Below are 25,934 nucleotides of genomic sequence, written 5' to 3' on the forward strand. Positions count from 1 at the left end.
TTACGATTCAGTTCGATGATCGATTAAAAGATCATTTATAAAAAATGGAACTTACACAAAATAATTTACAGGCTCTAGATTGTTATTAACCTACCTATTATGTCTTGAACATTTTAAGCTGCATAGCTCTGTGAGCTTTTATTTAAAAGTAAGTAGTCATTGGGCTTAACTTTACGAGTTTCTAACCAATACTTCCATGTGTAAGTTGGCCATAGTGAAAAGTTTCTACCATCGGTAGATTGATACCAGCTACTACACCCACCAGCTTGCCATACAGTTCCTTGAAGCTGCTTTTGAACACGTTCGTTAAAAGCATCTTGAACATCTGGTTTGATCTCAATTGCTTTTTGACCAGACTCTTCTACTAACTGAATAAGCTGTAAAATGTAATTTACTTGAGATTCAATCATAAAAATAATCGAATTATGGCCTAGAACTGTATTAGGACCTACCAATTGGAATAGGTTAGGAAAGTTTTTGGTCATAATGCCGTAATAGCTTTCAGCACCATCTTTCCATGCTTGTTTTAACTCGATTTGATTACGTCCGATACATGTGAAATGTTTTAAATAAATACGTGGGTCAGTAATAAAACCTGTACCGTAAATTAAACAATCAATAGGGCGTTCTCGTCCATCTTTGGTAACAATACTGTTTTCTTTAATCTCTTGAATACTATCAGTGACTAGCTCAACATTTTTTCGGTTAAAAGTAGGAAAGTATTTATTTGAGATAAGAATACGTTTACATCCCATAACGAAATCAGGTGTAAGTTTTTTTGCTAAATCTTTATCTTTAACTTGAAAACGTATGAATGCTTCTGCCAATTTTTGGCCATACTTCATGATTTGAGGTTGAACAATGGGTACAACGCGAGATTCATTACTCCAGTAAAGTCGACTACGATGAAGCTGGCGATAAATATTAGAAGATTTGAATAATGCTTTACTTAAGCTTGAATATTTACGCTCATCTCGTGGTATTACCCATGCGGCTGTTCTTTGAAATACATAGAGCTGTTTAACATCTTTGGCTATTTCAGGAATATATTGAATTGCGCTACCACCTGTACCAATAGATGCGACTGACTTTCCGTTTAAGTCATAGTCATGTGCCCATTGTGAGGAATGAAATACTTTTCCTTTGAATTTCTCTATCCCCTTGATAGGAGGAATTTGTGGGATGTGTAGGGGGCCAGATGCAAAAACTATAAATTGCGCTTCTATAGAAGGTTGGTTGTTAAAATCTAGAGTCCACACATGACGTGTTTCATCATATTCGACATGAGTTACGTCATGGTTAAACTTGCAGTAATCTTTAATTTTATATTTCTGTGTAATGTCTTGAATATAATTAAAGATCTCTGGCCCCTCAGCATAGCGTTTTGTCCAATCTGTTTTTGGTGCAAAAGATAATGAATACATATGAGATTGAACATCACATGCTGCACCTGGATAACGATTTTCTCGCCAAGTTCCGCCGACATCGTTTGATTTTTCTAAAATAACAAAATCTTGCTGTTGATTTTGTAGTAAACGGATTGCCATTGCTAGGCCACCAAAGCCAGCACCAATAATAGCGATTTTAGTTTTTTGAATAGCATCTTGCTTTGTGTTTAGCATTGGAAACCCTGCATAAGCTGAAAAGAGGATTGCTCGCAAGACTAACGCTTTTTAATCAGTTTAAACATGATTGTAACGACGTGAAAATTGATAGATTCGGCAATTAATTTTCTTGCTTCTTTATAGTAAAACATTTCAGTCTAGGGAAATTGATAGAAGAATGAAACGGTCGATACTTGGTTTAATTTATTTAATTCAAGGAATGCGGAATGCTGGCATTGATGTCGACTCACGTTTGGCTGATATAGGTATTAAAGTTGATGCTTTAGACCCGAGTTCTACAATTCATGATCGCCTTGAATGGGACATTCAACAAATAATTAGTAAAAATGTAGAGCCTGAAAAGGGTTTATTTATTGGACAGCATTATGCTTTAGCCGGTTACGGCCCATTGCTTATGCTACTTGTCACAAGTAATGATATTCAAACTGCTTTAAATAAGGGTATAAAATATCAAAAGCTTACGCATTTATTTGGTAGCTTAGCTTTATACGAAACTGATGAGCGGACGATTTTAAATTATTTGCCTGTTGATTTAAAAACGGAAATTGGGCAGTTACGGGCACAATGTGAAGTCTCTGGAACTTATAAGTTTATTCAAGATATTTATACGATGATGGGATTACAAATGCCTACGATGCGTATAGAACTTCCATTTGAAAAACCTACTGATATAGAAACTTTGTCACGCTATTTTGCATATTATGGCGAAGATGTGCATTTTAATGGTAAATATGCGGCATTTAGCCTAAGTAAGGATGTACTTGAAATTCAAATTCCTTCTGCCGATATCATTACACATCGTATTTATGAATCAAAATGTATTGCAGAAATAACAAGATTAAATCAACAAGATCATCAAACTCCACATATCATACAATGTGTGCAAGATTATCTTGAATTGCAACAAGGAATTATCCCGAGCATGGCGGAAACGGCTTTTGCATTGAAAATGCCTGAAAGGACATTAAGGCATCAACTGCAACAGCTAAATACGAGTTATAAGCAAATTCGTGAACAAATTATCAAGAATAAGGCATTGAAGCTTATGGAATATAGGGAATACTCAATAGAAGTTGTTGCCGAATTACTCGGCTATTCTGAACCAGCGGCATTTAATCATGCATTTAAACGATGGTTTGGACAGAGTCCTCGACAATATGCAAAAGAGTCATCGTCGTAACTCTTGATGCTAAAAGCTAATGTGGTTGAACAAAATGTTCGCTATACTCTCATCAGTTAAAATTGAAATAAAACGATATGTTAAATTTAAAATCTTCTCATAGTACTGCATTCACACCTTCTTCCCCAGCAGAACGCTATGCTGAGGCTTTAGCTTCAGGTCAATTTATGGCAGATGAAGCGCAAGCACAGGCAGTGCAAGAATTAGATCGCGTATGGAAAGAACTTTTAAACCGTTATAAAGCTTCAAAAAAAGCTTTCCGTCGTTTTCGTCGCCAAACTTCACCTAAAGGTGTATATATGTGGGGCGGAGTAGGCCGTGGTAAAACTTGGCTTATGGATCAATTTTACGAGTCTGTGCCATTTCGCCGTAAAACGCGTATGCATTTTCATCATTTCATGCAACATGTTCATAAAGAACTAAATAAGCTTTCGGGCCAACGTAATCCACTTGAAATCGTAGCTGACCAAATCTATAAAGATGCTGTCGTTATTTGTTTTGATGAATTCTTTGTCTCAAACGTAACAGATGCAATGATTTTGAGCGATTTATTCCAAAAATTATTTGTGCGTGGTGTGACATTAATTGCAACATCAAACATTGCACCCGATGGCTTATATAAAAACGGTATTCACCGTGATCGTTTCTTGCCAACCATCGAAATGGTTAAAAAGAACTGTGCTGTTTTAAATGTAGATGCAGGTGTGGATTATCGTTTGCGTGTACTAAAACAAGCTCAATTATTCAAATCGCCATTAACGAATGAAGCACAAAGCTGGATGGCCGAACGTTTTAGTGCATTAACTCATACACAAGCTCATTCTCAAGAGCCGATTGTGATTAATAATCGTGTTGTCGAAACTCTGGGGCATACAGAAGATGTGTTGTGGTGTGAGTTTTCTGAACTCTGCTTTAAACCACGTAGCCCAGCAGATTTCATTGAAATTGCAAATATTTATAATACGGTTCTAGTCAGTAATGTTCCTCATTTGACAGATTTCTTGTCAGAAGGTACTCGTCGCTTTATTTATCTAGTCGATGAATTCTATGATCGTGGAGTGAAATTACTTTTAACGTCTCAAGATAGTATTATTGATATCTATCAAGGTGAAAAATTAGCATTTGAAATTGAACGTACGCGCTCACGTTTGCTAGAAATGCAATCTGATGAATATTTACACTCTGAACATCGTCATATTGATGCTACTAAAACTTCTTAAGAAAGTGGATATGAAAAGCGCTCTAAATTGGGCGCTTTTTTTACAACAAAAATTGATAAATTTAGTTAAATAGTGCTTTTTCACGCTGTAAAGTTTGATATAACTAAATACGCTTTAGAAAAACAAGATAGTGAAATTTTTTTGTCTGTTAACAAAAAGTCTAGTTTCGGTATCTTTAAATATTGAATAAATTGTTGGGAATCCTAGTTAGAATTATAATATTTCCTATATAGAAAACTTTATCTTTGTCAATAGTTTTGCAAGGGAAAATGCTTACTATTTAGGAATGTGATATTAGTATTCAGCTTAATTTAAATCGGTATACTAGGATTCTCTTGGTATAAAAAGTAGCAACTTCAGGAAAGACAATGACTGCACGTATTCAAAAAGGCAAGTTAGCGATTGCTAAAGAACTTTACGATTTTATCGAAAATGAAGCTTTACCAGGTTCTGGTTTAGATAGTGAAACTTACTGGAAGAACTTTGAGCAAGTTGTTGTCGATCTTAGCCCAAAAAATAAAGCATTATTGGCTAAGCGTGATGAATTACAAGCAAAAATTGATGAATGGCACCGTAACAACAAATTTGAATTAGGTGCTTATAAAGCGTTCTTAACTGAAATTGGTTATTTATTGCCAGAAGTTGAAGATTTTCAAATTACTACTGAAAACGTAGACGAAGAAATTGCGTTGTTGGCAGGACCACAGTTAGTTGTACCTGTACGTAATGCACGTTATTGCTTAAATGCAGCAAATGCCCGTTGGGGTTCTTTATATGATGCACTTTATGGCTTCGATGTAATTTCTGAAGAAGGTGGAGCTGAAAAGGGTAAAGGATATAATCCTGTTCGTGGTGCAAAAGTTATTGAGTTCGCTAAGAATTTCTTAAATGAAGTTTTCCCGCTTGCTCAAGGTTCACATGCAGATGCAACAAAATATGCAATTGAGCAAAATAAACTTGTTGTAACTTTGAAAGATGGTTCAAAAACAGGTTTAGCCCATGAAGCTCAGTTCGTTGGTTTTAATGGTGAAGAAGCAAATCCTTCAGAAGTTGTACTTTTAAGTAATGGTCTTCATGTCATTATCGAAATTGATGCAAATAGCCCAATTGGACAAACTGATTCAGCGGGTGTTAAAGATTTAACATTTGAAGCGGCAGTTACCACAATTCAAGATTTGGAAGATTCTGTTGCTGCTGTTGATGCAGAAGAAAAAGTTGAAGGTTACCGTAACTGGTTGGGTTTAATGAAGGGTACACTTCAAGAATCTATTGAAAAGAACGGTAAAACGATTGTTCGTGATCTAAATAAAGATCGCGAAATTAAAAACTTAATTGGTGGTACAACAAAACTTCATGGTCGTTCACTTATGTTACTTCGTAACGTAGGTCACTTAATGACTAACCCAGCTATTTTGGTAGACGGCGAAGAAATTTTTGAAGGTATTATGGATGCATTGGTAACTCCATTGTTATCAATTGCTGATATCCGTAGTACAAACGAAAATAAAAACTCTCGTAAAGGTTCTATGTATATTGTTAAGCCAAAAATGCATGGTCCTGAAGAAGTTGCATTTGCTGTAGAGTTATTTGAGCGTGCTGAAAAGGCGATTGGATTACCAACTAAATCGTTAAAAATCGGTATTATGGATGAAGAGCGCCGTACGTCTGTAAACTTGAAGAACTGTATTGCTGCTGCAAAAGACCGTACGATCTTTATTAATACTGGCTTTATGGACCGTACGGGTGACGAAATCCATACTTCTATGGAAGCTGCGCCAGTTGTTCGTAAAGAAGCGGTTAAAACACAAAAATGGATTGCTGCTTACGAAAACCGTAACGTTGCAATTGGTTTGAAATGTGGTTTACAAGGTAAAGCACAGATTGGTAAAGGCATGTGGCCAAAACCAGATAGCATGAAAGATATGTTAGCAACTAAAGCTGCACATCCAAATGCTGGTGCTTCATGTGCTTGGGTTCCATCTCCAACTGGTGCGGTACTTCACGCCATGCATTATCATCAAGTGAATGTAAAAGCACGTCAAGATCAGTTAAAAGCTGAAGAAATGTTGTCATTAGATGACTTGTTAACCCCGCCGTTTGCACCAGAAACAAACTGGTCAGCAGAAGAGATTAATAATGAGCTTGAAAATAACTGCCAAGGTATTTTAGGTTATGTTGTTCGTTGGGTTGACTTAGGTGTAGGTTGTTCGAAAGTCCCTGATATTAACAACGTGGGCTTAATGGAAGACCGTGCAACATTACGTATTTCTTCTCAACACGTTGCGAACTGGTTACGTCACGGTATTGTGACTCGTGAACAAGTTGAAGAAGTGCTTAAACGCATGGCAAAAATTGTTGATGAGCAAAATGCGAATGATCCATTGTATAAACCAATGGCAGCTAACTTTGAAACAAATATTGCTTTCCAAGCAGCTTCTGATCTTATCTTCAAAGGTTGTGAACAGCCTTCTGGTTATACTGAGCCTTTACTTCATGCTGCTCGTTTGAAGTTAAAGGGTTATACAGGTGATTAATTTCATCCTGTTTTGAAAAAAGCCTCTTCGGAGGCTTTTTTATTTTCGGTATATTTTGTGCTTATAGAAATGGAATTTATAGCTAAAAGGTTTTGAATTTGATTAGTCTAAAAGATCTCGATCGTGAGAATTGGCTTCTATGCGCAAAATTATCATTAGATGATTCTCAAAAGGACTATGTCGCATCAAATGTATATTCTATTGCTGAGTCTAAAGTCGAGGAACACTATTGCCCAAGAGTGATCTGTTTTAATGATGAGGTGGTTGGGTTCTTAATGTATTGTGTGGAAATTGATCCCCCTGATGAGACATTATTTTGGTTGTTTCGATTTATGATTGGCAAAGATCATCAAGCTAAAGGTTATGGTACCTTAGCGTTGCAAATGGCAATTGATGAAATGGCTGCAAAAGGAGCTAAGCGTATTCGAACAATGTATAAATCATCCAACTATGTGGCTGGAAAACTTTATAAAAGAAAGGGTTTTCAAGAAACTGGAGAATATGATGAGTGTGGAGATATTATTTTAGAGTTGAATATTTATAATTAAAAAAAACGCTAACTGAAGATTCAAGTTAGCGCAGGAGTTAATAGAATTAAATATATTGAAAAGCAATATTAGTTACTGCTCACAATTCCAATTTTAGTGACACCTAAACGTTGTGCTGTAGCCATGACCATCGCTACATTCTTATATTCAGCCATCTGGTCTGGTTTGAGTTTGATCTGGTCTTGATCTTTTTTAGCAACAACACCTTGAAATAAAGTCTCTAGTGCCTTTCGGTCAGAAACCTCTTGGTTATTCCAAAATACTTTGCCTACTGCATCAATTCTTACATCAATCACTTCAGGTGGCTTTTCATTTGTTGGTGGCGGTGTGCCATTTGGCAAATTAATATTAATCGCGTTGTTTGGTGTAGGTATGGTAATAATAAACATAATAATGAGTACCAGCATGACATCAATAAGGGGTGTCATGTTGACTTCCAACATCACATCATCATCATTATTTGAACCGACATTCATACCCATAAAATTCTCCTTAAGTTAATTACGGGGAAGCTGGAGGGGTAGTAACAAAAGCAATTTTGCCAATACCAGCTTCTTTGGTCGTACTAATGACCTGATCTATCGCTTCAAAATGGGTAAGCTGATCACCCCGGATATGAACTTCTGGCTGAGGTCGTTTTTGTGCAACTGCTTGAAGTTTTGCCAGCAATATTTCTTTACTAGGCACATAACTTTCGTTCCAGAAAATATCGCCTTTCTTATTTACTGACAGTTGAATATTTTCAGGCGTGGTTGCATATGGAGTATTTTTTTCTTCTGGTAGTTTCACTGGAACCGTATGTGTGACTACCGGAATAGTAATAAGAAAAATAATAAGTAAAACCAACATGACATCAACTAAAGGTGTCGTGTTAATTGTGCCAATCATTTCGTCATCATCTTCAGAACCAACACTCATACCCATAATGTTTGCTCCTGATTATTTAATACTGCGATTAACTGAATTATTGGTATTAATTTCACCGCTTAATAAAACCGCGTGTAAATCTGAACCAAATGAACGGACATTTTCCATAACTGCTTTATTGCGGCGAGTAAGCCAGTTGTAACCAAGTACAGCAGGTACTGCGACTGCAAGACCAATCGCTGTCATAATAAGAGCTTCACCAACGGGCCCTGCAACTTTATCGATAGATGCTTGACCTGAGATACCGATGGCTGTTAATGCATGATAAATTCCCCAGACCGTACCAAAAAGACCAACAAATGGTGCGGTAGAACCTACTGTTGCTAAAAAGGCTAAACCACCACCTAAATGATTTTGTATTTTCTCAATTGCGCGTTGAATTGAAATGCTCACCCATGTATTAAAATCGATTCGTTCAAGTAAAGAACCGCCATGTGATTTAGTTGAATTAATGCCTTTTTCTGCAATAAAGCGATAAGCGCTACTTTGTTCTAAACCTTCTGCAGCATTATCAAGGGAAGTCGCTTCCCAGAAATGTTTTTCAGCTTCTTTGCCTTGGCGTTTGACTTTACCTTGCTGCAATAGTTTAGAGATGATGATGTACCAAGTTCCAATCGACATGAGTACTAATATAAATAAAGTAGACTTAGCAACTAAATCACCTTCACGCCAAAGCGCTTCTAGGCCATATGGGTTTTTAACAGTTTCACTCGTTGCTGGCTTTGGTGGTGGAGTAGGAGTTGCAGCATTTGAAGTTGTCTCAGCGGTTGCTGTTGCAACTGGAGTATTAGTTTCTTCTGCAAAAACCGAGCTTAATGGAAGTAAAGAGCATGCTGCTATTAAACTTGCAGAAGCGAAACGAACTAAGGGTTGAGTTGATTTTTTCATCATATATCTCCAATATTTTTTAATTTCTTGCTAATTCAATTGTTTATTCAATTACAAATGGATATTCAATTTCATACCAGTCTTGCTGAGGTACGCCATCTTTCATTGCTGGTTTAAACGTACATAAGCTGTAAGCTTTAGTGGCCGTCTTATCTAAAATTTTGCTACCACTCGATTTTTTTACTTTGGCATCAATAACTTTGCCGGATGTATCAACTAAAACACGTATGCGCACCGTACCTTGTTCTTCATTCATAAGTGCTTCGCGTGGATATTCTGGTTTTTCACAGCCAGCTGAACCCTCTGAAACACCACGACTCACACCAGCTGGTTTTGGTGCCGGCGCAGCAGCCACTGGAGCAGGTGCAGCAACAGGGCTTGGAGATGGGGTACTAGGTGCCGCGGGAGCTGGGGTAGCCACTTTAGTTGGTTGAGTTACTGGAGTTGTTTTTTGTACAGGTATCACTTTTTCGACCTGTTTCACTGGCTCAGGAACCTTGGCAACTTTTTCTACCATTTTTGGTGGCTCAGGTGGTTTTTCCTTAGGTTTTGTCTCTTCCGGCTTTGGTGGAGGAGGTGGCTTAATATCCTGAATAATTTGTAATTCCACAGGTTTTTCTGCTGGTTTTTGAATATTGTTTGCTAAACCTGACATCAGAATATAGGCAACAAGAAGATGCAGAAAAATGACTGCAGCAATACCAATTAAGCGTTTGGCAGATTTATTTTCTATGTCTGTAAAAGTCATGCCCATAGTTACTCCTGAAACTGTAGACAAACAATTTTTAAAATGACTGTTTGGCTAAGAGTGAGTATTTGTTCTGCAAACTAACCGTTGAGAGTTATATTTGCAGAACAACCATTTAGAACTTATATGTACCTCGTACAAAGTAAGTACGTCCTAAAGGATCGGCATAACGTGGGTCATATCCCATTTGGAAGTTGTCACCAACATTTGACGCAGGAGGGTCTTCATCAAAGATATTCTTAATGCCTGCTGTAACTTCTAGATTTTTGAAACCTTTGTAGGTGCCTGAAATATTATAGGTTGTATAGTCGCTCACTTTGTGATTTCGATAGTCTGCCTTAACTGAAGAACTTGAATTTTGATCCTCATAACCGCGTGAAAAATTTTGTTGTAGGTTTAAAGCCCAATTCTCATAATTCCAATTTAGGTTTGCAGTATGTTTCCAGCGAAGAATAATAGCTTGGTAGTCTAGACCGCTATAAGTGCCTGCAACACTTTTCCATTCACCATTTTGCTCGGCTTGATATTTGTAATCCGTAATATATGTTCCATCGATATTGAAACCAAAACGACCTGTAGCAGTCATTGGAGAAACCCAACTTAAGCCCACATCGAAACCAGATGTTTTAATTCCACCTAAATTTTGTTGTGTTGTAATAATATAATCTAATGAACCATCAGGATTACGTACAAATTTGTCTGCATATTTCACAGGGTCATCAAAAATAGCAGTTTCTGAAAGCGTAGCAATTTGCTTGTCTACTTCAATATTGAAATAGTCGAGAGTCAAGGCTAAATTTTTAATTGGTTCAAATACTAAGCCAGCAGTAAAAGACTTTGACTCTTCCGGATCAAGACTTTTATTTCCCCCATTTTGTCTATCAAATTGCATATTACAATCACGTTCTCTTACACCACCTGGTTTTAATACATTACCTGGGCAGAGTACGGGATCATAATAGTATCCACCTGTATTGGTTACTGAGTTTGGTCCATTCACTTCCCAAAGTGTGGGAGCTCTGAAGCCCGTGCTATAAGTCGTACGGAACATTAACTGTTTAATAGGTTCCCAACGAAGTGCAAATTTTGGATTAAACGTATCGCCAAAATCGTTGTAGTCATCATAACGAGCAGCGATTTGAGCTTCTAAAGTTTTATGAAGGGGGATATGAAATTCGGTAAATACCGATTTAATATTACGATCGCCAGTATTTACTGGTTCATCAGGATCTACGCCTGTACTAGGTGCAACTCGGGCAACATCAGTAACGACTTTTGAGGTCCAATCTTCATAACGATAGCTTGCTCCAACTGCAAAAGCCACTTCTCCTGCTGGTAATTTAAATATAGGTCTACTTGCAGTGAAATCGACAGTAGTTGTATCTAGGTTAGCTTTTAAGTATTTACCTTCAACTCCTAACTCATTCCATACATTAGCATCTTCAGGGTTTTGTGGTCCGAATGGGTTTAAAATACCATTGTTTAAAGCTTCTTGTGTTTTATCAAAATTTAAATAGCCACTTACGATAGCATCCGATGCACTACTATGAGCATAGGTAACCCCGGAGTTAATATCCCAACCATGAGTTTCACCCTCAATACCCGCAAATAATCTATGTGATTGATTAATACTATTACTTACACGATTACCCGATTGTGAACGTAGATATAGAGGGATAGTTCCAGTAGCGCCTGCTAAAGCTGGAGTGATTCCTTTACCTGGATAATATTTACTACTAGGATCAAGCGTCAAATCAAAAAATACATCTGGTGCGACTGACGTTGTAACTTCATTTCTTGCATATAAATATTCTGCAATCGCATTAAAGTTATCGTTCAGTTTAAATGTAGCTCGGCCCATAGCTGAGATGTCTTCTGTCTCTGGAACAATACCAATTACTGCTTGGCTGTTATATTTACAAATTTGACCATCAGTCTCTACTAGAGGGTTATTACCACAACCTGTAGATGCATAGGGATTACCTAATCCAGGTACATTGGCAGGGAATGAACCACTACTAGTTTTATGGATTCCTAATTCAGGTAATATGCCTCCACGTCGACTAACTTTACGGTCTTTGGCCATGACATCACCGCCTTTGCGATAGTCCACAACACCAAAAACATTGTAGCCATTTTCATCTAAATCACCGAAGCCGCCAAAGATACTGTAGTCTTGTTGCTCACCGCCTTTTTGTTCTGGTTTTTGATAGCCAGCAGTCAGATTAAGTCCTGTAAACTGTTTTTTGGTAATGAAGTTAATTACCCCGCCAATTGCATCAGTACCATAAATGGAAGAGGCACCATCTCGTAAAACCTCAATACGGTCTAACATTGCGAGTGGAATAATATTTAAGTTGGTAACGCCACTGTCATAGGCGTTTGCAGCCAATCGACGGCCATTAAGTAAAACAAGTGTCTTATTGGCACCTAAGGCTCTAAGGTTCGCTGCTGAACCCACCGTCTTACTTGCGCCTACATTACTTGCAGTCACAAAGTTCGATTGGTTTGCACTGATCTTTGCTAATGCTTCCTCTGTTGTTGTTACCCCTTGTTTTAAGATTTCATCAACTTTTACGATGGTAATGGGGGAAGCACTTTGTGCTGCAACTCCTTTGATTGAAGAACCTGTAACGGCAACTTTTACGACTTTTGTTGGTTTTTCATCAGTATTTGATTGTTCAGTTTCTGCTGCCTGTGCCAGGGTAAGACACATCATACTTAAACTAAGGGTGCTTAATTTAAGAATTGTTTTGCTGATCTTGGGGGTTGCCTGAGATCGAACATTGTATTTTTTTTTCATCGTGGATTTGATCCCTTTTTGTTGTCGTTAGCGATATTGCTGGAAAGTTTTTAAGCAAAGCAAGTGCCAACTATATATTTTTCTTTTTTTAGTTTATGCAAGATATTGATATATATTGATTTTATTATGGTTTGGTAAGTCGATTCATCTTTTATTAAACAAAAATAAATTTTCCGTTTGGAAAATTTTTTAATGTTGGCTAAAAGTTTCAAATTTATTTGTGTAAAAAATATACATTACTAGACTCTTCACATGCTTATTAAATAAAAATGTATCGTTTTAGAGCCTTTTAAGATGTAATGTTATAATATTTATTGCTATGTCTTTGAGTTATATTTTTATTATAAATCAATATATTGAATGGTGGTTATGTATGGGGTTAGCTTGATCTAATGTGGAACATAATTAATTTTTAATGTATTTTATTTGTGCATTTAAGGTATTAGATGATTAACATATGCAAAGATAATTTTTGGCAAAAAGTTACTTTTATTTATATAGTTCAAACCATTTTAAGTACCTAATAAAAATATGAATTTCTAATATTATTAATTATTTTGTGATGAATATTAATAAATGGCATGAAATTCGCTTTATTTGCAGTAGTTACAAAAGATTGGGTTTCTGACTTTATTTTTCCATTTGTTCAAATAAAAAGGCTCATAGAAAAGTAAAGAATTAAGCCCAAATAGGCTTATCTGTTGAAAAAGAACTTTTCTTATGCAGATTTAGATGTTACTCAAAAGGATAATATCTTTTAAAAAACTAATTACGTGGGTATGAACTTGAAATTAAAATTTTTTAAGCTCGCCATTTTAAGTCTGGCTATTACATCAGTTCCTTGTGCTTACGCAATTACGCCAGCGCAACTAAACAAAATTTTGCATGTTGCCTATGAAGCCCCAGATGATGGCTTTGATATGGTTAAAACCACCAATTTCTATAGTGCTAATATTGCTGAAGCAATTTTTGAGCCTTTACTTAAATATGACTATCTAGCACGTCCATTACAGTTAGCTCCCTATACAGTAGAGAGCCTGCCTAAAGTGGAACAAGACGGTAAAGTTTATACTTTTAGAATTAAGCCAGGGATCTATTTTACCAATGATCCCGCTTTTAAAGGTAAACGCCGTGAGTTAGTGGCTGAAGACTATGTTTATACAATTAAACGTATTCTAGATCCTAAAAATAGAGCGCCGTCTGTTTCATTCATTGATGGTAAGTTACTAGGTGCTGATGCGGTTGTAGCCCAAGCAAAGAAAACTGGAAAATTTGATTATGCTGCTCCAATTGCAGGAGTTAAAGCGCTTGATCGATATACGCTACAATTTACCTTAACTCGCCAAGACTATAATTTTCCTTATATTCTTGCCTATATTACTTTTGGCGGAGTTGCTAAAGAGGTTGTTGATTATTACGGTGACCGTATTGGTATGCATCCCGTAGGCACAGGCCCATACATGTTAAGTAAATATGTACCAAGAAGTAAGGTCGAGTTGGTTGCCAATCCTGATTATCGTGGTTTCGTCTGGAACTTTAAGTCGACAGGAACACCGTGGGATAACGAGCTTGTTAAGGAAATGTCTGGAAAGAAAATGCCACAAATTGGAAAGGTGGTGGTCAGTATTATTGAAGAACAACAGTCAAGATGGTTAGCGTTTCAGTCGGGTCAACTAGACTTTGACAGACTTACCGCAGATGCTGTTCCTCAAGCTTTAGATGGAAATCAGCTTAAAGCTTCTTTTAAGAAGAGAGGAATTAAACACTTCCCATATAAGGAACCTGAAATTACCTATACGATGATGAACATGCGTGATCCGGTCATTGGTGGTTTTAGCCCAGAAAAGATAGCTCTTCGTAGAGCAATTACTTTGTCGTACAACCAAAAAGAAAGTATAAAACAGGCTTATAAAGGGCAAGCTGTTCGGGCTGAAATGTTTATACCTGAAGGTGTGAATGGCTATAATCCGAAATATAAAAGTAGCGTAGGATATAACCCGCTGCTAGCAAATAAATTACTTGATTATTATGGTTATAAAAAAGGTGCTGATGGTTATAGAACCCAGCCAAACGGGAAACCTTTGATTTTAAAAATCAATACAGAAAATAGCTCGGCCTCAGTTATTCACTCTGAACTCTGGAAAAAGAATCTGGATGCAATTGGCATTCGAGTTGACTTTAAGGTAAGTAATTTTGCAGATAACTTAAAAGCCGCAACTCAATGTAAATATATGATTTGGAGTGGGGCATGGATTGCTGACTATCCTGAAGGAGATAATTTTGCACAGTTGCTTTATGGACCAAATGCTGGGCAGGGGAACCATGCTTGTTATCAATCCAAAACGTATGATGCCCTTTATACTCAGGCCATTCATTTACCACCGCAACAACGCCTGCCATATTATGAAAAACTTAATCGCCAGATTGAAGCTGATAATCCATGGATCGTTCATCTAACCCGTATTCGTAACTGGTTAGTACGGCCACAAGTTCAGGGTTTTAAACCCCATCCTATGATGAATACAAACTGGCAATATCTTGATATTACTCCTATTAAAAAATAATTTTAGATAAAGATCATGATGACTGAAAATTTAATACAAAAGCTCAAGCACTGTAGTATCAGCTTGCTATTCGCTAGTATGGCCTTAACGGGATCTACAAGTATTTTTGCGAAAAGCCCAGCCGATCCGAATAAAGTTTTACGTTATGTATTTCCAACAGCTGAAACAGGTTTCGACCCGGCTTATATCCATGATTTATATTCTGCGCATGTAACCACATCGATATTTGAAACTCTATATACCTATGATTATTTAGCAAGGCCGGCAAAACTTATTCCGCAAATAGCAACCGCTATGCCAGAAGTCAGTGCCGATGGTTTGACCTATACCATTCGTATTAAGAAGGGAATTTATTTTACACCAGACCCTGTTTTTAAAGGCAAACCTAGAGAATTAACAGCCAATGATTATGCGTACTCTTTTAAGCGTTTATTGGACCCGAATCTGCGCTCTCCAAATAGCTGGTTATTAGAAAACAAAATTGAAGGTATGGATGCTTTAGTGAAAGCAGCCAATAAGTCCGGAAAATTTAACTATGATCAAAAGGTTAGTGGTTTACAAACACCTGATAAATACACTTTGGTGATTCGTTTAGTTAAACCAGACTATAACTTTCCTTTATTACTGGCCCATGACCCGACAGGTGCAGTGGCACGTGAAGTCATCGAAAAGTATAAAGACAAAGCTGGTTATGTAATGGGCCATCCTGTAGGTACGGGTCCTTATGTGCTGAGCAAGTGGGTACCAGCATCTCGTATTGTTTTAAAAGCGAATCCTGATTATCGCGGCTTTACTTGGAACTTTACTGCCAGCAGCCCTGAAGATCAGGCAATAGTAAAACGCCTTAAAGGTAAAAAAATGCCTCAAATCGGCACAATTGATATTCAGGTGATGGAAGAAAACCAATCGCGGTGGCTAGCATTTCAGCGTGGTGAGGTTGATATATTTCAGCTTGAAGGTCAATTGGTCGCAAAAGCGATTAAAGACGGCAAACTAAGACCTGAACTTGCTAAAGATGGTGTGCAGTTGTCTCGCATTGTTGACCCCGAAATTAGCTATATTTATTGGAATCTTAAAAATCCAGTTGTTGGGGGAATGAGTAAAGAAAAAATTGCTTTACGCCGTGCGATTGCGATGTCTCGTTCGATAGATCAAGAAATTAAACTAGTAAGAAATGATGATGCACAGCGTCTACATTTTCCAATTCCACCAGGTGTAGTGGGTAATGACCCTCAATACAGAACCAGTACCCCATATTCGGTGAAAGCAGCAAATTTACTATTAGATAGATATCACTATAAAAAAGATGCCTCAGGTTGGCGTACGCAACCAGACGGAAAACCTCTGGTCATTGAATATATGGCGCGTAGTGACAGTATTGGGCAGCAAAGCGCTGAGCTCTGGAAGAAAAATTTTGATAGCTTGAATATCCGTATGGTCTTTAAACCCATGCTCTTTGCAGATCTTATTCGTGCGCAAAAACAATGCGACGGTATGTTCGGGTCTTCTGCATGGATAGCCGATTATCCAGATGGGGATAATTTTATGCAGAATTTTTATGGACCTAATACACATATGACGAACTGGTCTTGTGGTTCTATTCCAGAGTTTGATCAGTTGTATCGCCAAACGCAACAAATGCAAGCAGGTCCTGAGAGAGATGCACTTTATCGAAAAATGACACGGTTGTTAGAAGTTTATATGCCTGTACAAATCGCTTATGCACGCTACCGGAATATGCTGGCTCAACCAAAAATCATTGGATATAAGAAGCATCCAATTTTACATGCAGAGTGGATGTATTTCGATATTGATACAAATACTAAATCTAATCATTAAATGAAAAAAATTGGAGATACGATGAAAAATAACGCACTGAAAATGACAACCTTATGTGTGTTGACCATGGGTATAAGTCAATTTGCAACGGCAGAGACAACACGTCCTACTTTGCCATTACTTAAAGCACAGCAACTTCCAGCATGGTGTGATGCGAATTTAAAAAATATTGAGAAAGAGATTTCAAATTTAGAAAAAACACCTGTGAAAGATAATGCAGCAGCGGCATTTATATTGGCAAAGTGGGATAAAATTTTTGCGCATTTTGAAGATTTCTCAGGTCCTATAAGTCTATATAGTAACGTAGACCCAGATGCAAAGTTACGTAAAGCAGCAGAAGACTGTGAAATCAAAATTAATCAGTTTCACACTGATATATTTCAGAACCCGAAGCTATATAATTTAATTAAAAATACACAAGCAACAGACCCAATTGACCAAAAATACCGTCAAGATATCTTAGATCAGTTTGAAGACACAGGGGTTCAACTTGAGCCAGTAAAGCGTGCAAGAATGAAGGCTATTCTGGATGAGCTGACTAAAATCGAACAAGAATATGCTCGTAACGTCCGTGATAATCCGGAGAAACTTGAGTTTACTCCTGAAGAGATGAAAGGCTTACCTCAAAGTTATATTTCAGCATTAAAGAAAAATGCTAAAGGCAATTATTTATTAGGTTTTGAGTATCCAGAGTATCGTCCTTTTATGGAGTTGGCAGATAATGATGATGCTCGAAAAAGATATCAAATTGCCTTTACTCGACGGGGTACTGAACAAAATTTAAAACTACTTAAACAGGCAATTGATTTGCGCTATGAGCTTGCACAGTTATTTGGAAAAGCAAGTTATGCAGATTGGGTTTTAAAAGACCGCATGGCAAAAACGCCCGAAGCTGTAAATCAGTTTTTGGCAGAAGTACAAAAAACAGTAGCACCACTAGAGCGTAAAGAAGTAGAAGAACTCCGAGCATTTAAAGCACAAACATTAAAAACGCCGTTAGAAAAAACTGAGATAACACGTTGGAGTGAAGCTTATTGGAGTGAAAAACTTCGTAAGAGCAAATATCAAATTGATCAGGAAAAGCTTCGTGATTATTTTCCAACTTTAGCTGCTCAAAAATGGTTGTTTGCCATTTCATCTGACCTTTATGGTATTGATTTTAAACCTGCCAAAGTTAAAGCATGGCAGGATGAAGTTGAATATTACGATGTAGTTGATAAGAAAACAGGAAAACTCCTTGGTGGCTTATATATGGATAAATTCCCTCGTGAAGGGAAGTATGGCCATGCTGCCGTTTGGGGAGTGTACGGTGGTAGTACATTAACAAACCGCTTACCAGTTTCAGCCCTAGTCACAAACTTTAATCGAAAAGGGCTAAACAGTGACGAGCTTGAAACTTTTGTCCATGAGTTTGGTCATGCTTTACACGGCATTTTGTCAAATACACGTTATGCGAGTCAGTCTGGAACCTCTGTAGAGCGTGATTTCGTAGAGGCACCCTCTCAAATGTATGAGGAGTGGGCTCGCCGTAAAGAAACCTTATCTAAAGTGGCCGATTATTGCGATCCAGCCTGCCCACGTGTTGACGATGAGTTAATTGCCCGTTTAAAAGCTGTACATAACTATGGTCGTGGCTTGCGTTATGCGCGTCAGACCCTTTATGCACAGTACGACATGTCATTGCATACTGCCGATGCATTAAAAGTAAAACCTTTAGAAAATTGGCAAAAAATGGAAGCTGCTACAGCTTTAGGTTATGTACCAACAACCGAATTTCCGGGACAGTTTGGGCATTTGATGGGGGGATATCAAGCCGGTTATTACGGCTATATGTGGTCTGAGGTTTTAGCTTTAGACATGCTTTCTGCTTATGGGGACAACCTTAATAACCCACAAGTAGGGCAACGTTACCGTCAAACGATCTTATCGCAAGGTAGCCAAAAACCAGCAGCTGAATTAGTTAAAGATTTCCTCGGTCGTGATCCTGACAATAAAGCATTCTTTAACGAAATTACCGGACAACGGGTTAAATAAGGAATTATCACTATGCTGGCATATGTTATTCGGCGTTTATGGCAGATGATTCCAACTATGTTGGGGGTAGTCTTACTTATTTTTATTCTTTTTAACTGGGTAGGTGGAGATCCTGCTTATATTTTAGCGGGCAAGATGTCTAATCCTGAGCAGATCGAAAACATTCGTAAGCAGTTAGGTGTCGATCAGCCTTATTACGTTCAGCTCTGGATTTTCATTAAACAAATACTGACTTTTGATTATGGTGCGAGTTGGAGTACTGGCGAACCTGTTTCTCAAATTATTTTAACCCGATTAGGACCCTCACTCACGCTTCTAATTCCACTGACTATTTTACAGACGGTTATTTCAATTATTTTGGCATTGGCTGTTGCTGCGGTGCGTGGATCTCTAACTGACCGCATGGTCATGATGCTATGCACTATCGGCATGTCGATCAGCATCTTAGTTTACATTATCGTTTTTCAATATGTTCTTGCGTATCAGCTAAGTTGGTTTCCTGTGCAAGGCTGGAGCGACACGTTTACTGATAATTTATTTAAGTTTGCTTTACTACCAATTCTAATCATGCTGGTGGTGAGTATTGCCCCGACTTTACGTTTATATCGTAGTTTTGTGCTTGATGAAATTAATCAGGACTATGTTCGAACAGCACGTGCTAAAGGTGTAGGTGAAAGCCGAATTTTAGGTGTACATGTACTGCGTAATGCTTCAATTCCTATTATTACCGACGTGATGTCAACTTTACCTGCATTGCTCATAGGCGCATTTTTAATTGAACGTTTTTTTGGTATTCCCGGGATTGGTCGAGAGGTGATTATTGCAGTTGAGCGAAGTGATTTTCCTGTTATTAAGGCAATTACAGTTTACATCGCCGCAGCAACTATGATTTTTAATCTGATTGCCGATTTGGTCTACAAAGTGGTTGATCCACGTGTACAGTTGAAGTAGGTGGGCTATGCTGAGCGTTTTATCAAAAAGAAAACAACAAACAAAAGCTGAAGCTCATTCATCTGGTTTGTGGAAACTTGCCATGCGACGTCTTCGGGCAGACAAGATCGCGATGTCATCACTAGTGATTGTATTGCTTTATTTTATTATCTTGCTTCTATCAATGACTGGTGTGATTGCATCTGACTGGAATAAAGAGGTTGCAGTCAGTTATGCACCACCGACATTTATAGGAGCTGATAAGACAACAGAAGCTGGACAAAATTCAGCAGCAATTGAGGAGGAATTACCAGAAAACCCAGTTGATCCTTTAAAAGATGTAATTAACAAGCTTAAGGCTGAAATTAAACAAGAAAAGAGTGCTGGAAGTGCAATTGATTATTATGGTGTAGTTGACCCATTAGCCGATGATATGAAAGCTATCGATCAGCAACTGGGCGGACATTTACTTGATCAGCAAGCAGAGCTTAAAAGTACCCTTGTCTTTGGAGCTGATAAATGGGGACAGGACGTTTTAAAGAAAACTATTAAAGGTGCTGAAACTTCAATTATTGTTGGGGTGATATCGGCTTTACTTGCAGTAGGGATTGGTACACTTTTAGGCGCAATTTCTGGATATTTCGGTGGTTGGGTGGATGATATTCTCAACTGGTTTTATAACATTTTTACCTCAATCCCATATTTATTATTAGTTCTCGCTATTGCTGCCGTACTTCAACAAAAAGGCATTTTATCCATTGTTCTGATTTTAGGTTTAACGGGCTGGACGGGTGTTTATCGTTTAATTCGTGCAGAATATATGAAGCATACTGCACGTGAGTACGTTCTGGCTGCTAAAGCAATTGGTGTTGGACATTTCCGTCGTATGTTCATTCATATTTTCCCTAATGTCAGCCATATTGCTTTGGTTCAGATGTCAATTTTGGTGGTGTCTTTTATTAAATCTGAAGTCATTTTGAGTTTCTTAGGCTTCGGTGTACCGGTAGGCGTAGTGTCTTGGGGGAGCATGTTAAATGAGGCACAAAGTGAACTTCTTTTAGGCAAATGGTGGCAGCTTGTAGCAGCCTCTGTCGCAATGGCTGTTTTAGTTACTGCATTCTCTATGTTTACTGATGCTCTTCGTGATGCATTAGATCCAAAACTAAAATAAGAGGAAACCCTAATGTCAAAACAAGAAAATAAGAATGTGCCATTACTTCACATTGAAAATTTACGTGTAAGCTTTAAAGGTGAAGACAAAAAGTATATCGAAACTGTAAAAGGAATCTCCTTTGATATTCCAGCAAATACCACAGTTGCTTTAGTTGGCGAGTCGGGTAGCGGCAAATCGGTTACTTCTTTGGCAACTATGGGATTACTTCCTGTCGGTCAGAGCAAAATTGATGAGCAAAGTAAAATTATATTTGAAGGAAAAGATTTACTGAGCTTATCCCGTAAAGAGATGCGACAAATCTGTGGTAAAGACATAGCCATGATTTTTCAGGAGCCGATGTCATCATTAAATCCTGTTTTTACGGTTGGCAATCAAATTGCAGAAGTTTTGTGTTTACACATGGGGTTGAGCCGTAAACAGGCTCGACAACGTGTTTTAGAGTTGCTTAAAGAAGTAGGTATTCCTTCACCTGAAACTAAAATTGATGCTTATCCAAATCAACTTTCGGGTGGTCAACAGCAACGTGTCATGATTGCTATGGCGATTGCTTGTGAACCTAAACTGCTGATTGCTGATGAGCCTACCACTGCACTTGATGTCACAATTCAAAAGCAAATTATTGATTTGCTCGAGTCATTGCGTAAGCGCCGTCAAATGTCGATGCTTTTTATTACCCACGATTTAGCATTGGTTGGTGAAATTGCAGATAAAGTCATTGTAATGCGTCATGGCGAGATTAGAGAGCAAGGTGCTGCTGATCAGGTCCTTGAACAGCCTAAAGATGTATATACGAGAGCTTTGTTATATTGCCGCCCGCAAATGTCACAACGACCTTATCGTTTGCCTGTGACGAGCGATTTTATGCGTCAAGAAGAAGATGTATTGGTCGAACAAAGTTTTGACGTTTCAGAAATTCCCGAGCGCAAACGTGGTTTAAATGGTGATGAGCAAATCATCTTAGAAGTAAAAGACCTGAAAAAAAGTTTTTATAGCCGTAAAGGCCTATTTGGCAAAGAAGAGTTTCAGGCCGTTAAAGGAGTTTCTTTTAAACTTGCTAAAGGAAAAACCTTGGGTTTAGTCGGTGAGTCAGGTTCAGGTAAAACGACCATTGGGCTATTACTCATGCGCTTACATCAGGCATCTGGTGGGCAGGCTTTTATCGAAGGTAAAGATATTCTTTCATTAACTGAAAAAGAGTTTGCTAAATATCAACGGAAAATCCAGATCATCTTTCAAAATCCTTATGCGTCTCTTAATCCACGCTTTACCATCGGGCAGATATTACTAGAGCCTATGCAAATTCATGGTATTGGTAAAGATGATGCTGAGCGCAAACAAATTGCGCTTAGTTTGCTTGAGCGAGTCAATTTACCTGAACAAGCTTACTACCGATATCCACATGAGTTTTCAGGTGGACAACGTCAACGTATTGCCATTGCACGCTGTTTAACGCTAAAGCCTGAAATTTTAATTTGTGATGAATCTGTTTCTGCGCTCGATGTTTCAGTTCAGGCACAAGTACTTAATTTATTGCAAGACTTACAAGATGAGTTTGGGCTGAGTTATATCTTTATTTCACATGATTTATCGGTCGTGAAATATATCTCTGATCAGGTTATGGTCATGAATCATGGCGAGGTTGTTGAAATAGCTAATTCAGATGAACTCTATGCACATCCTCAACATGATTATACTAAACGACTATTACAGGCGATTCCTCAAGGGATTCAACACGTTTCATAAGCGTAAAGTTATGTCGTTAAGGGCACTTTCGAGTGCCTTTTTATTTGGTTTATGTGGTAAATGCTTATAAAATAAAAAAGAAGTAAATGTAGAGTATTTTATTCTTGTTATGTGCGCTAATTTTAAACCTTCAACGCTTGCCCAATTACAGCAACTTCAGTTGCCTGTGGTCGGCTTTAGCTATGCCGAAGAGGTTTATCCTGCTGGAACAATGCCACTATTATTCAAATCATCACAAGGGCTTGAGTGGCGCGAAGTGATGTTTGGATTGGTTCCAAAATGGGCTGAAGATACAAACATAGCAAAACATACCTACAATGCCCGTCATGAGACTATTTTTCAAAAACCTAGCTTTCAAGAAGCCGCACTTAAATGTAAATTCGGTGTGATTCCAGTGAACGAATTTTATGAAAGTAAGTATATAAATGATAAACCTGAGCGGTGGGGTGTTCGCCGTAAAGATGGGCAGGCTTTTTTCATCGCAGCAATCTATGAAATTTGCAAAATTAATGAGACGGTTATTCGTTCTGCAAGCATGTTAACTATGGACGGCATAGACCATCCCATGATGAAAGACTTTCACGAACCAGGCGATGTTAAACGATCAGTTATTGTGATTCCACATGATCGACTAGAAGAGTGGTTAAGTTTAGAAACACCAGATATTTCCAGCTTCATTGAAGGTTTTCCAGTTGAAGAGTTTGAATGCTCTCATGTCCCAAAAGAAAAAGTTATAAAACCGACACCACAGTTAAGTATGTTTGACTAATCTATCTAAAATTAAGATGAGGTTATTGATGTCAAATTTGAATCAATAACCTATATCACTTATTCAATATTTTTACTTAATGTTTGTACTTCAGAATCTTCAGCTAAATAGCTCAATTCAATCGGTGAAATCACAAAAGTTGTATTATCTGAGGTCTGTTTAAATACAAAGCCATATTCAAAAGATTGGCTATTTTTACTTGGTAACCAGAATAGATAAGGGCAGCCTGTATAACTACCATCCCAACCCATTTCTCTAGCGAGAGCCAAAGCTGTATCAGATTTCGCTATGATTTCTTTGAGAGATTCTTTATCTCGTGTTGAAACATCACCATCATCATCTGCAAATGTTTGTAGAAACTCATTTAAGGGCTTAAGGTCTTCCCAGTTATGTTCTATTGTTGAGAAATGATATCCATATAGCATCATGTGCACTTTCTTCCATCTTGTTATTGTGTCCTTGAACATACCAAGAAATATATGAAAAGGAAATGGATAAATCTGATTTAAGTTGTTTATTTTTCATAACTTATAGATTGTTTTTTGTACGGAATAAAGACTTTTATAAATATTAAAATTATTCATATTACCTCAATAGCATAGGCGGAAAGTAACGATGCTAATGATTAGGATAAATGACTATTTTAGTAAATCAAACTGTTGGCGAATATAGAATTGTTCATAATTCACCTATAATAGAAATGAAACTATGTAGAGCATATTTATGTTTATAACAACTACGCGCCCACAAGATAATTTAATTAATCAACTTCTGCCGATTTTGGAACAGGCGAGTCAGATTTTACTAGAAGAATATCAAAACTATTCAGCGGGTTATGAGTTTACTATTCATGAAAAGCAAGATGATTCACCTGTAACCCAAGCAGATCTAAAGGTAAATAGATTTTTATTAAAGCATCTGGCCGAGATTACTCCAGATTTGCCTGTATTGTCTGAAGAAAGTGATTATAGTGCCCGTCATGACTGGTCTACTTGTTGGATGTTAGATCCGCTTGATGGTACGAAAGAGTTTATACATGAACGTGATGAATTTACGATCAATCTAAGCTTGATCAACGGCAAAGAAACAGTTTTCTCCGTTATTGCTGTGCCATGTGAACAAGTTGTGTACTTAGGATATCTGCAAGATTTACCTTTTAAATATAGCTTTAGCCAACAACAATGGTATCAATATCAGGTTAGTTCAACTTCGCTAGATGCACCTATACAAATAGGACTTAGTCACGGTAGTAAAAATCCAAAATACCAAAAATTTATTCAACCTATTGAAAAAGAACATCGTATTATTCGACGAGAAGCTGGGAGTGCCTATAAGTTTTGTATGATGTTAGAAGGTGAAATTGATATTTACCCACGCTTTCATCCTACTTCTGAATGGGATACCAGTTCTGGTCAAGGTCTGTTAGAAAGTATAGGCGGTGGTTTACTTACTCTTGATGGAAAACCTTTTGAATATAACCAAAGAAGCACGGTTTTAAATAAGGGCTTTATCGCTTTTCGTGATCAGGAAAGCAAAAAAATAGCATTTGAAGCATTAGCCCAATCAGGTGTTATCGATTGAGAGTTATGCCAGACATGTTATAGTGGCAAAGTATTGAAAAAAGATGACAAGATAAAGATGGCACTCGATTTATTGCCTAAAAGTATGTTTGAAGCAATTGATTTATTGCCCGATGCTTCAACTCCTGTAACCTTATTTACGCGCCATTCTTTAAGAGAACTTGTAGATGGGCAGGGCTTGGCTGGTTATGATCTCCAACTTACTCCTCAAGGACGTGAGCTTGCGCAGGCATGGGGTAATTACTTAATCAAAAATACAGATCGTGTTATTCAGCATTGTATTTCAAGTCCAATACAACGCTGTGTCGATACGGCGGCACTCATGATTGAAGGGGCTGACGATGTAAGTCCTCAATCAAATACTCATACGATTGAAATTATTGAGCAAGGGCTACTTGTTGAACCGGGTAGCTTTGTGTTGGATATACAACAAGCTGCTCCTTATTTTAAAAAGCAGGGCGCTTTAGGTTTTATTAATAGTTTTGTAAATAATGCATTACCTGGTATGAAACATCCCATTACTGGTGTTTTAGATGTACTAGAGCTTATTTACCGGACTCATCCAAAAACTAAAGGCGGTCTTAGTTTAGCCGTGAGTCATGACACGATTATTGCAGCAATTGTTGCTGTAATTTCTGGCGAGAATAAAATTAAGAAAGAAGACTGGCCGGAAATGATGGAAGGATTATTTGTCTGGTTTGAAGGTGAAGAGTTTCCAAATTGTAAATTAAAGTGGATTTGGAGAGGAAAGGCCTATGAGCTGAATGTAGCTAAATTTCATAAAGTGCTATAAGCTCAAAAACGATAGATAATAAAAAAAGCCCTATT

At 37.6% G+C, this 25,934-nt stretch carries 21 protein-coding genes; 13 read left to right on the forward strand and 8 right to left on the reverse strand.

The features are described 5' to 3' along the window. Positions 1–113: 113 nt before the first annotated feature. Positions 114–1,661, reverse strand: a complete 1,548-nt coding sequence (locus tag HJG58_RS07825; protein WP_170248489.1) for a flavin-containing monooxygenase — start codon at positions 1,659–1,661, stop codon at positions 114–116. Positions 1,662–1,782: 121 nt separating this feature from the next. On the opposite strand from HJG58_RS07825, the gene HJG58_RS07830 reads away from it, so the two are divergent. From HJG58_RS07830 to HJG58_RS07845, 4 genes are all read left to right on the forward strand, one after another. Next, positions 1,783–2,805: an AraC family transcriptional regulator gene (locus HJG58_RS07830; RefSeq protein WP_216076539.1), complete on the forward strand. Its 1,023-nt coding sequence runs from the start codon at positions 1,783–1,785 to the stop codon at positions 2,803–2,805. 77 nt (positions 2,806–2,882) lie between these two features. After that, a complete protein-coding gene (zapE, locus tag HJG58_RS07835; protein ID WP_002117902.1) occupies positions 2,883–4,025 on the forward strand; it encodes a cell division protein ZapE in 1,143 nt (380 codons plus the stop codon). 368 nt (positions 4,026–4,393) lie between these two features. Next, on the forward strand, positions 4,394–6,559 hold the full coding sequence (locus HJG58_RS07840; RefSeq protein WP_170248490.1) for a malate synthase G: 2,166 nt from the start codon (positions 4,394–4,396) through the stop codon (positions 6,557–6,559). Between the two features lie 98 nt (positions 6,560–6,657). Next, positions 6,658–7,107 carry a GNAT family N-acetyltransferase gene (locus HJG58_RS07845; RefSeq protein ID WP_170248491.1) on the forward strand — a complete coding sequence of 150 codons (450 nt, stop codon included), beginning with the start codon at positions 6,658–6,660 and terminating at the stop codon, positions 7,105–7,107. Positions 7,108–7,175: 68 nt separating this feature from the next. On the opposite strand, the gene HJG58_RS07850 is transcribed toward HJG58_RS07845, so the two are convergent. The 6 genes from HJG58_RS07850 to HJG58_RS07875 form a co-directional block, all read right to left on the reverse strand. Further along, positions 7,176–7,589: an ExbD/TolR family protein gene (locus HJG58_RS07850; RefSeq protein ID WP_032057008.1), complete on the reverse strand. Its 414-nt coding sequence runs from the start codon at positions 7,587–7,589 to the stop codon at positions 7,176–7,178. Positions 7,590–7,608: 19 nt separating this feature from the next. Next, complete coding sequence (locus HJG58_RS07855; protein ID WP_002118000.1) at positions 7,609–8,031, reverse strand: ExbD/TolR family protein; 423 nt, start codon at positions 8,029–8,031, stop codon at positions 7,609–7,611. Positions 8,032–8,046: 15 nt separating this feature from the next. After that, on the reverse strand, positions 8,047–8,925 hold the full coding sequence (locus HJG58_RS07860; RefSeq protein ID WP_081309901.1) for a MotA/TolQ/ExbB proton channel family protein: 879 nt from the start codon (positions 8,923–8,925) through the stop codon (positions 8,047–8,049). A 40-nt stretch (positions 8,926–8,965) separates the two neighbouring features. Further along, positions 8,966–9,676, reverse strand: coding sequence for an energy transducer TonB (locus HJG58_RS07865; RefSeq protein WP_170248492.1), 711 nt, complete (start codon positions 9,674–9,676; stop codon positions 8,966–8,968). Positions 9,677–9,785: 109 nt separating this feature from the next. Continuing rightward, a complete protein-coding gene (locus HJG58_RS07870) occupies positions 9,786–12,473 on the reverse strand; it encodes a TonB-dependent receptor (RefSeq protein ID WP_216076540.1) in 2,688 nt (895 codons plus the stop codon). Positions 12,474–12,993: 520 nt separating this feature from the next. Further along, entirely contained in the window at positions 12,994–13,107 is a 114-nt protein-coding gene (locus tag HJG58_RS07875; protein WP_170248605.1) for a hypothetical protein, read from the reverse strand. Positions 13,108–13,246: 139 nt separating this feature from the next. Between HJG58_RS07875 and HJG58_RS07880 the strand changes: the two genes are divergently transcribed. The 7 genes from HJG58_RS07880 (at position 13,247) to HJG58_RS07910 (ending at position 23,526) form a co-directional block, all read left to right on the forward strand. Further along, positions 13,247–15,037, forward strand: a complete 1,791-nt coding sequence (locus HJG58_RS07880) for an ABC transporter substrate-binding protein (protein ID WP_170248494.1) — start codon at positions 13,247–13,249, stop codon at positions 15,035–15,037. Between the two features lie 15 nt (positions 15,038–15,052). Then, positions 15,053–16,876 (forward strand): ABC transporter substrate-binding protein, encoded by a 1,824-nt coding sequence (locus HJG58_RS07885; RefSeq protein ID WP_170248495.1) that lies wholly within the window; start codon positions 15,053–15,055, stop codon positions 16,874–16,876. Next, on the forward strand, positions 16,877–18,910 hold the full coding sequence (locus tag HJG58_RS07890) for a M3 family metallopeptidase (RefSeq protein ID WP_170248496.1): 2,034 nt from the start codon (positions 16,877–16,879) through the stop codon (positions 18,908–18,910). It abuts the gene before it with no gap. 12 nt (positions 18,911–18,922) lie between these two features. Then, a complete protein-coding gene (locus HJG58_RS07895) occupies positions 18,923–19,861 on the forward strand; it encodes an ABC transporter permease (RefSeq protein ID WP_000881922.1) in 939 nt (312 codons plus the stop codon). 7 nt (positions 19,862–19,868) lie between these two features. Beyond that, on the forward strand, positions 19,869–21,011 hold the full coding sequence (locus HJG58_RS07900; RefSeq protein WP_086264575.1) for an ABC transporter permease: 1,143 nt from the start codon (positions 19,869–19,871) through the stop codon (positions 21,009–21,011). 12 nt (positions 21,012–21,023) lie between these two features. Next, the gene (locus HJG58_RS07905; RefSeq protein ID WP_170248497.1) at positions 21,024–22,757 is read left to right on the forward strand and encodes an ABC transporter ATP-binding protein; all 1,734 of its coding nucleotides are present in this window, start codon (positions 21,024–21,026) and stop codon (positions 22,755–22,757) included. Positions 22,758–22,866: 109 nt separating this feature from the next. Beyond that, positions 22,867–23,526, forward strand: coding sequence for an SOS response-associated peptidase family protein (locus HJG58_RS07910; RefSeq protein ID WP_170248498.1), 660 nt, complete (start codon positions 22,867–22,869; stop codon positions 23,524–23,526). 59 nt (positions 23,527–23,585) lie between these two features. On the opposite strand, the gene HJG58_RS07915 is transcribed toward HJG58_RS07910, so the two are convergent. Continuing rightward, positions 23,586–23,954: a hypothetical protein gene (locus HJG58_RS07915; RefSeq protein ID WP_005069482.1), complete on the reverse strand. Its 369-nt coding sequence runs from the start codon at positions 23,952–23,954 to the stop codon at positions 23,586–23,588. Positions 23,955–24,249: 295 nt separating this feature from the next. On the opposite strand from HJG58_RS07915, the gene HJG58_RS07920 reads away from it, so the two are divergent. Both HJG58_RS07920 and HJG58_RS07925 read left to right on the forward strand, forming a co-directional pair. Further along, positions 24,250–25,107: a 3'(2'),5'-bisphosphate nucleotidase CysQ family protein gene (locus HJG58_RS07920; RefSeq protein WP_170248499.1), complete on the forward strand. Its 858-nt coding sequence runs from the start codon at positions 24,250–24,252 to the stop codon at positions 25,105–25,107. 57 nt (positions 25,108–25,164) lie between these two features. Then, positions 25,165–25,899, forward strand: a complete 735-nt coding sequence (locus HJG58_RS07925) for a histidine phosphatase family protein (protein WP_002117975.1) — start codon at positions 25,165–25,167, stop codon at positions 25,897–25,899. Positions 25,900–25,934 lie beyond the last annotated feature (35 nt).

This window comes from Acinetobacter geminorum (genome assembly GCF_013009345.1).
GTDB lineage: Bacteria > Pseudomonadota > Gammaproteobacteria > Pseudomonadales > Moraxellaceae > Acinetobacter > Acinetobacter geminorum.

Bases quoted from the DNA above. Each gene is read 5' to 3' on its own strand.
- HJG58_RS07830 (WP_216076539.1), top strand. From the start codon at position 1,783: ATGAAACGGTCGATACTTGGTTTAATTTATTTAATTCAAGGAATGCGG.
- zapE (WP_002117902.1), top strand. From the start codon at position 2,883: ATGTTAAATTTAAAATCTTCTCATAGTACTGCATTCACACCTTCTTCC.
- HJG58_RS07840 (WP_170248490.1), top strand. From the start codon at position 4,394: ATGACTGCACGTATTCAAAAAGGCAAGTTAGCGATTGCTAAAGAACTT.
- HJG58_RS07850 (WP_032057008.1), bottom strand. From the start codon at position 7,589: ATGGGTATGAATGTCGGTTCAAATAATGATGATGATGTGATGTTGGAA.
- HJG58_RS07855 (WP_002118000.1), bottom strand. From the start codon at position 8,031: ATGGGTATGAGTGTTGGTTCTGAAGATGATGACGAAATGATTGGCACA.
- HJG58_RS07860 (WP_081309901.1), bottom strand. From the start codon at position 8,925: ATGATGAAAAAATCAACTCAACCCTTAGTTCGTTTCGCTTCTGCAAGT.
- HJG58_RS07865 (WP_170248492.1), bottom strand. From the start codon at position 9,676: ATGGGCATGACTTTTACAGACATAGAAAATAAATCTGCCAAACGCTTA.
- HJG58_RS07870 (WP_216076540.1), bottom strand. From the start codon at position 12,473: ATGAAAAAAAAATACAATGTTCGATCTCAGGCAACCCCCAAGATCAGC.
- HJG58_RS07885 (WP_170248495.1), top strand. From the start codon at position 15,053: ATGATGACTGAAAATTTAATACAAAAGCTCAAGCACTGTAGTATCAGC.
- HJG58_RS07890 (WP_170248496.1), top strand. From the start codon at position 16,877: ATGAAAAAAATTGGAGATACGATGAAAAATAACGCACTGAAAATGACA.
- HJG58_RS07895 (WP_000881922.1), top strand. From the start codon at position 18,923: ATGCTGGCATATGTTATTCGGCGTTTATGGCAGATGATTCCAACTATG.
- HJG58_RS07900 (WP_086264575.1), top strand. From the start codon at position 19,869: ATGCTGAGCGTTTTATCAAAAAGAAAACAACAAACAAAAGCTGAAGCT.
- HJG58_RS07905 (WP_170248497.1), top strand. From the start codon at position 21,024: ATGTCAAAACAAGAAAATAAGAATGTGCCATTACTTCACATTGAAAAT.
- HJG58_RS07910 (WP_170248498.1), top strand. From the start codon at position 22,867: ATGTGCGCTAATTTTAAACCTTCAACGCTTGCCCAATTACAGCAACTT.
- HJG58_RS07915 (WP_005069482.1), bottom strand. From the start codon at position 23,954: ATGATGCTATATGGATATCATTTCTCAACAATAGAACATAACTGGGAA.
- HJG58_RS07920 (WP_170248499.1), top strand. From the start codon at position 24,250: ATGTTTATAACAACTACGCGCCCACAAGATAATTTAATTAATCAACTT.
- HJG58_RS07925 (WP_002117975.1), top strand. From the start codon at position 25,165: ATGGCACTCGATTTATTGCCTAAAAGTATGTTTGAAGCAATTGATTTA.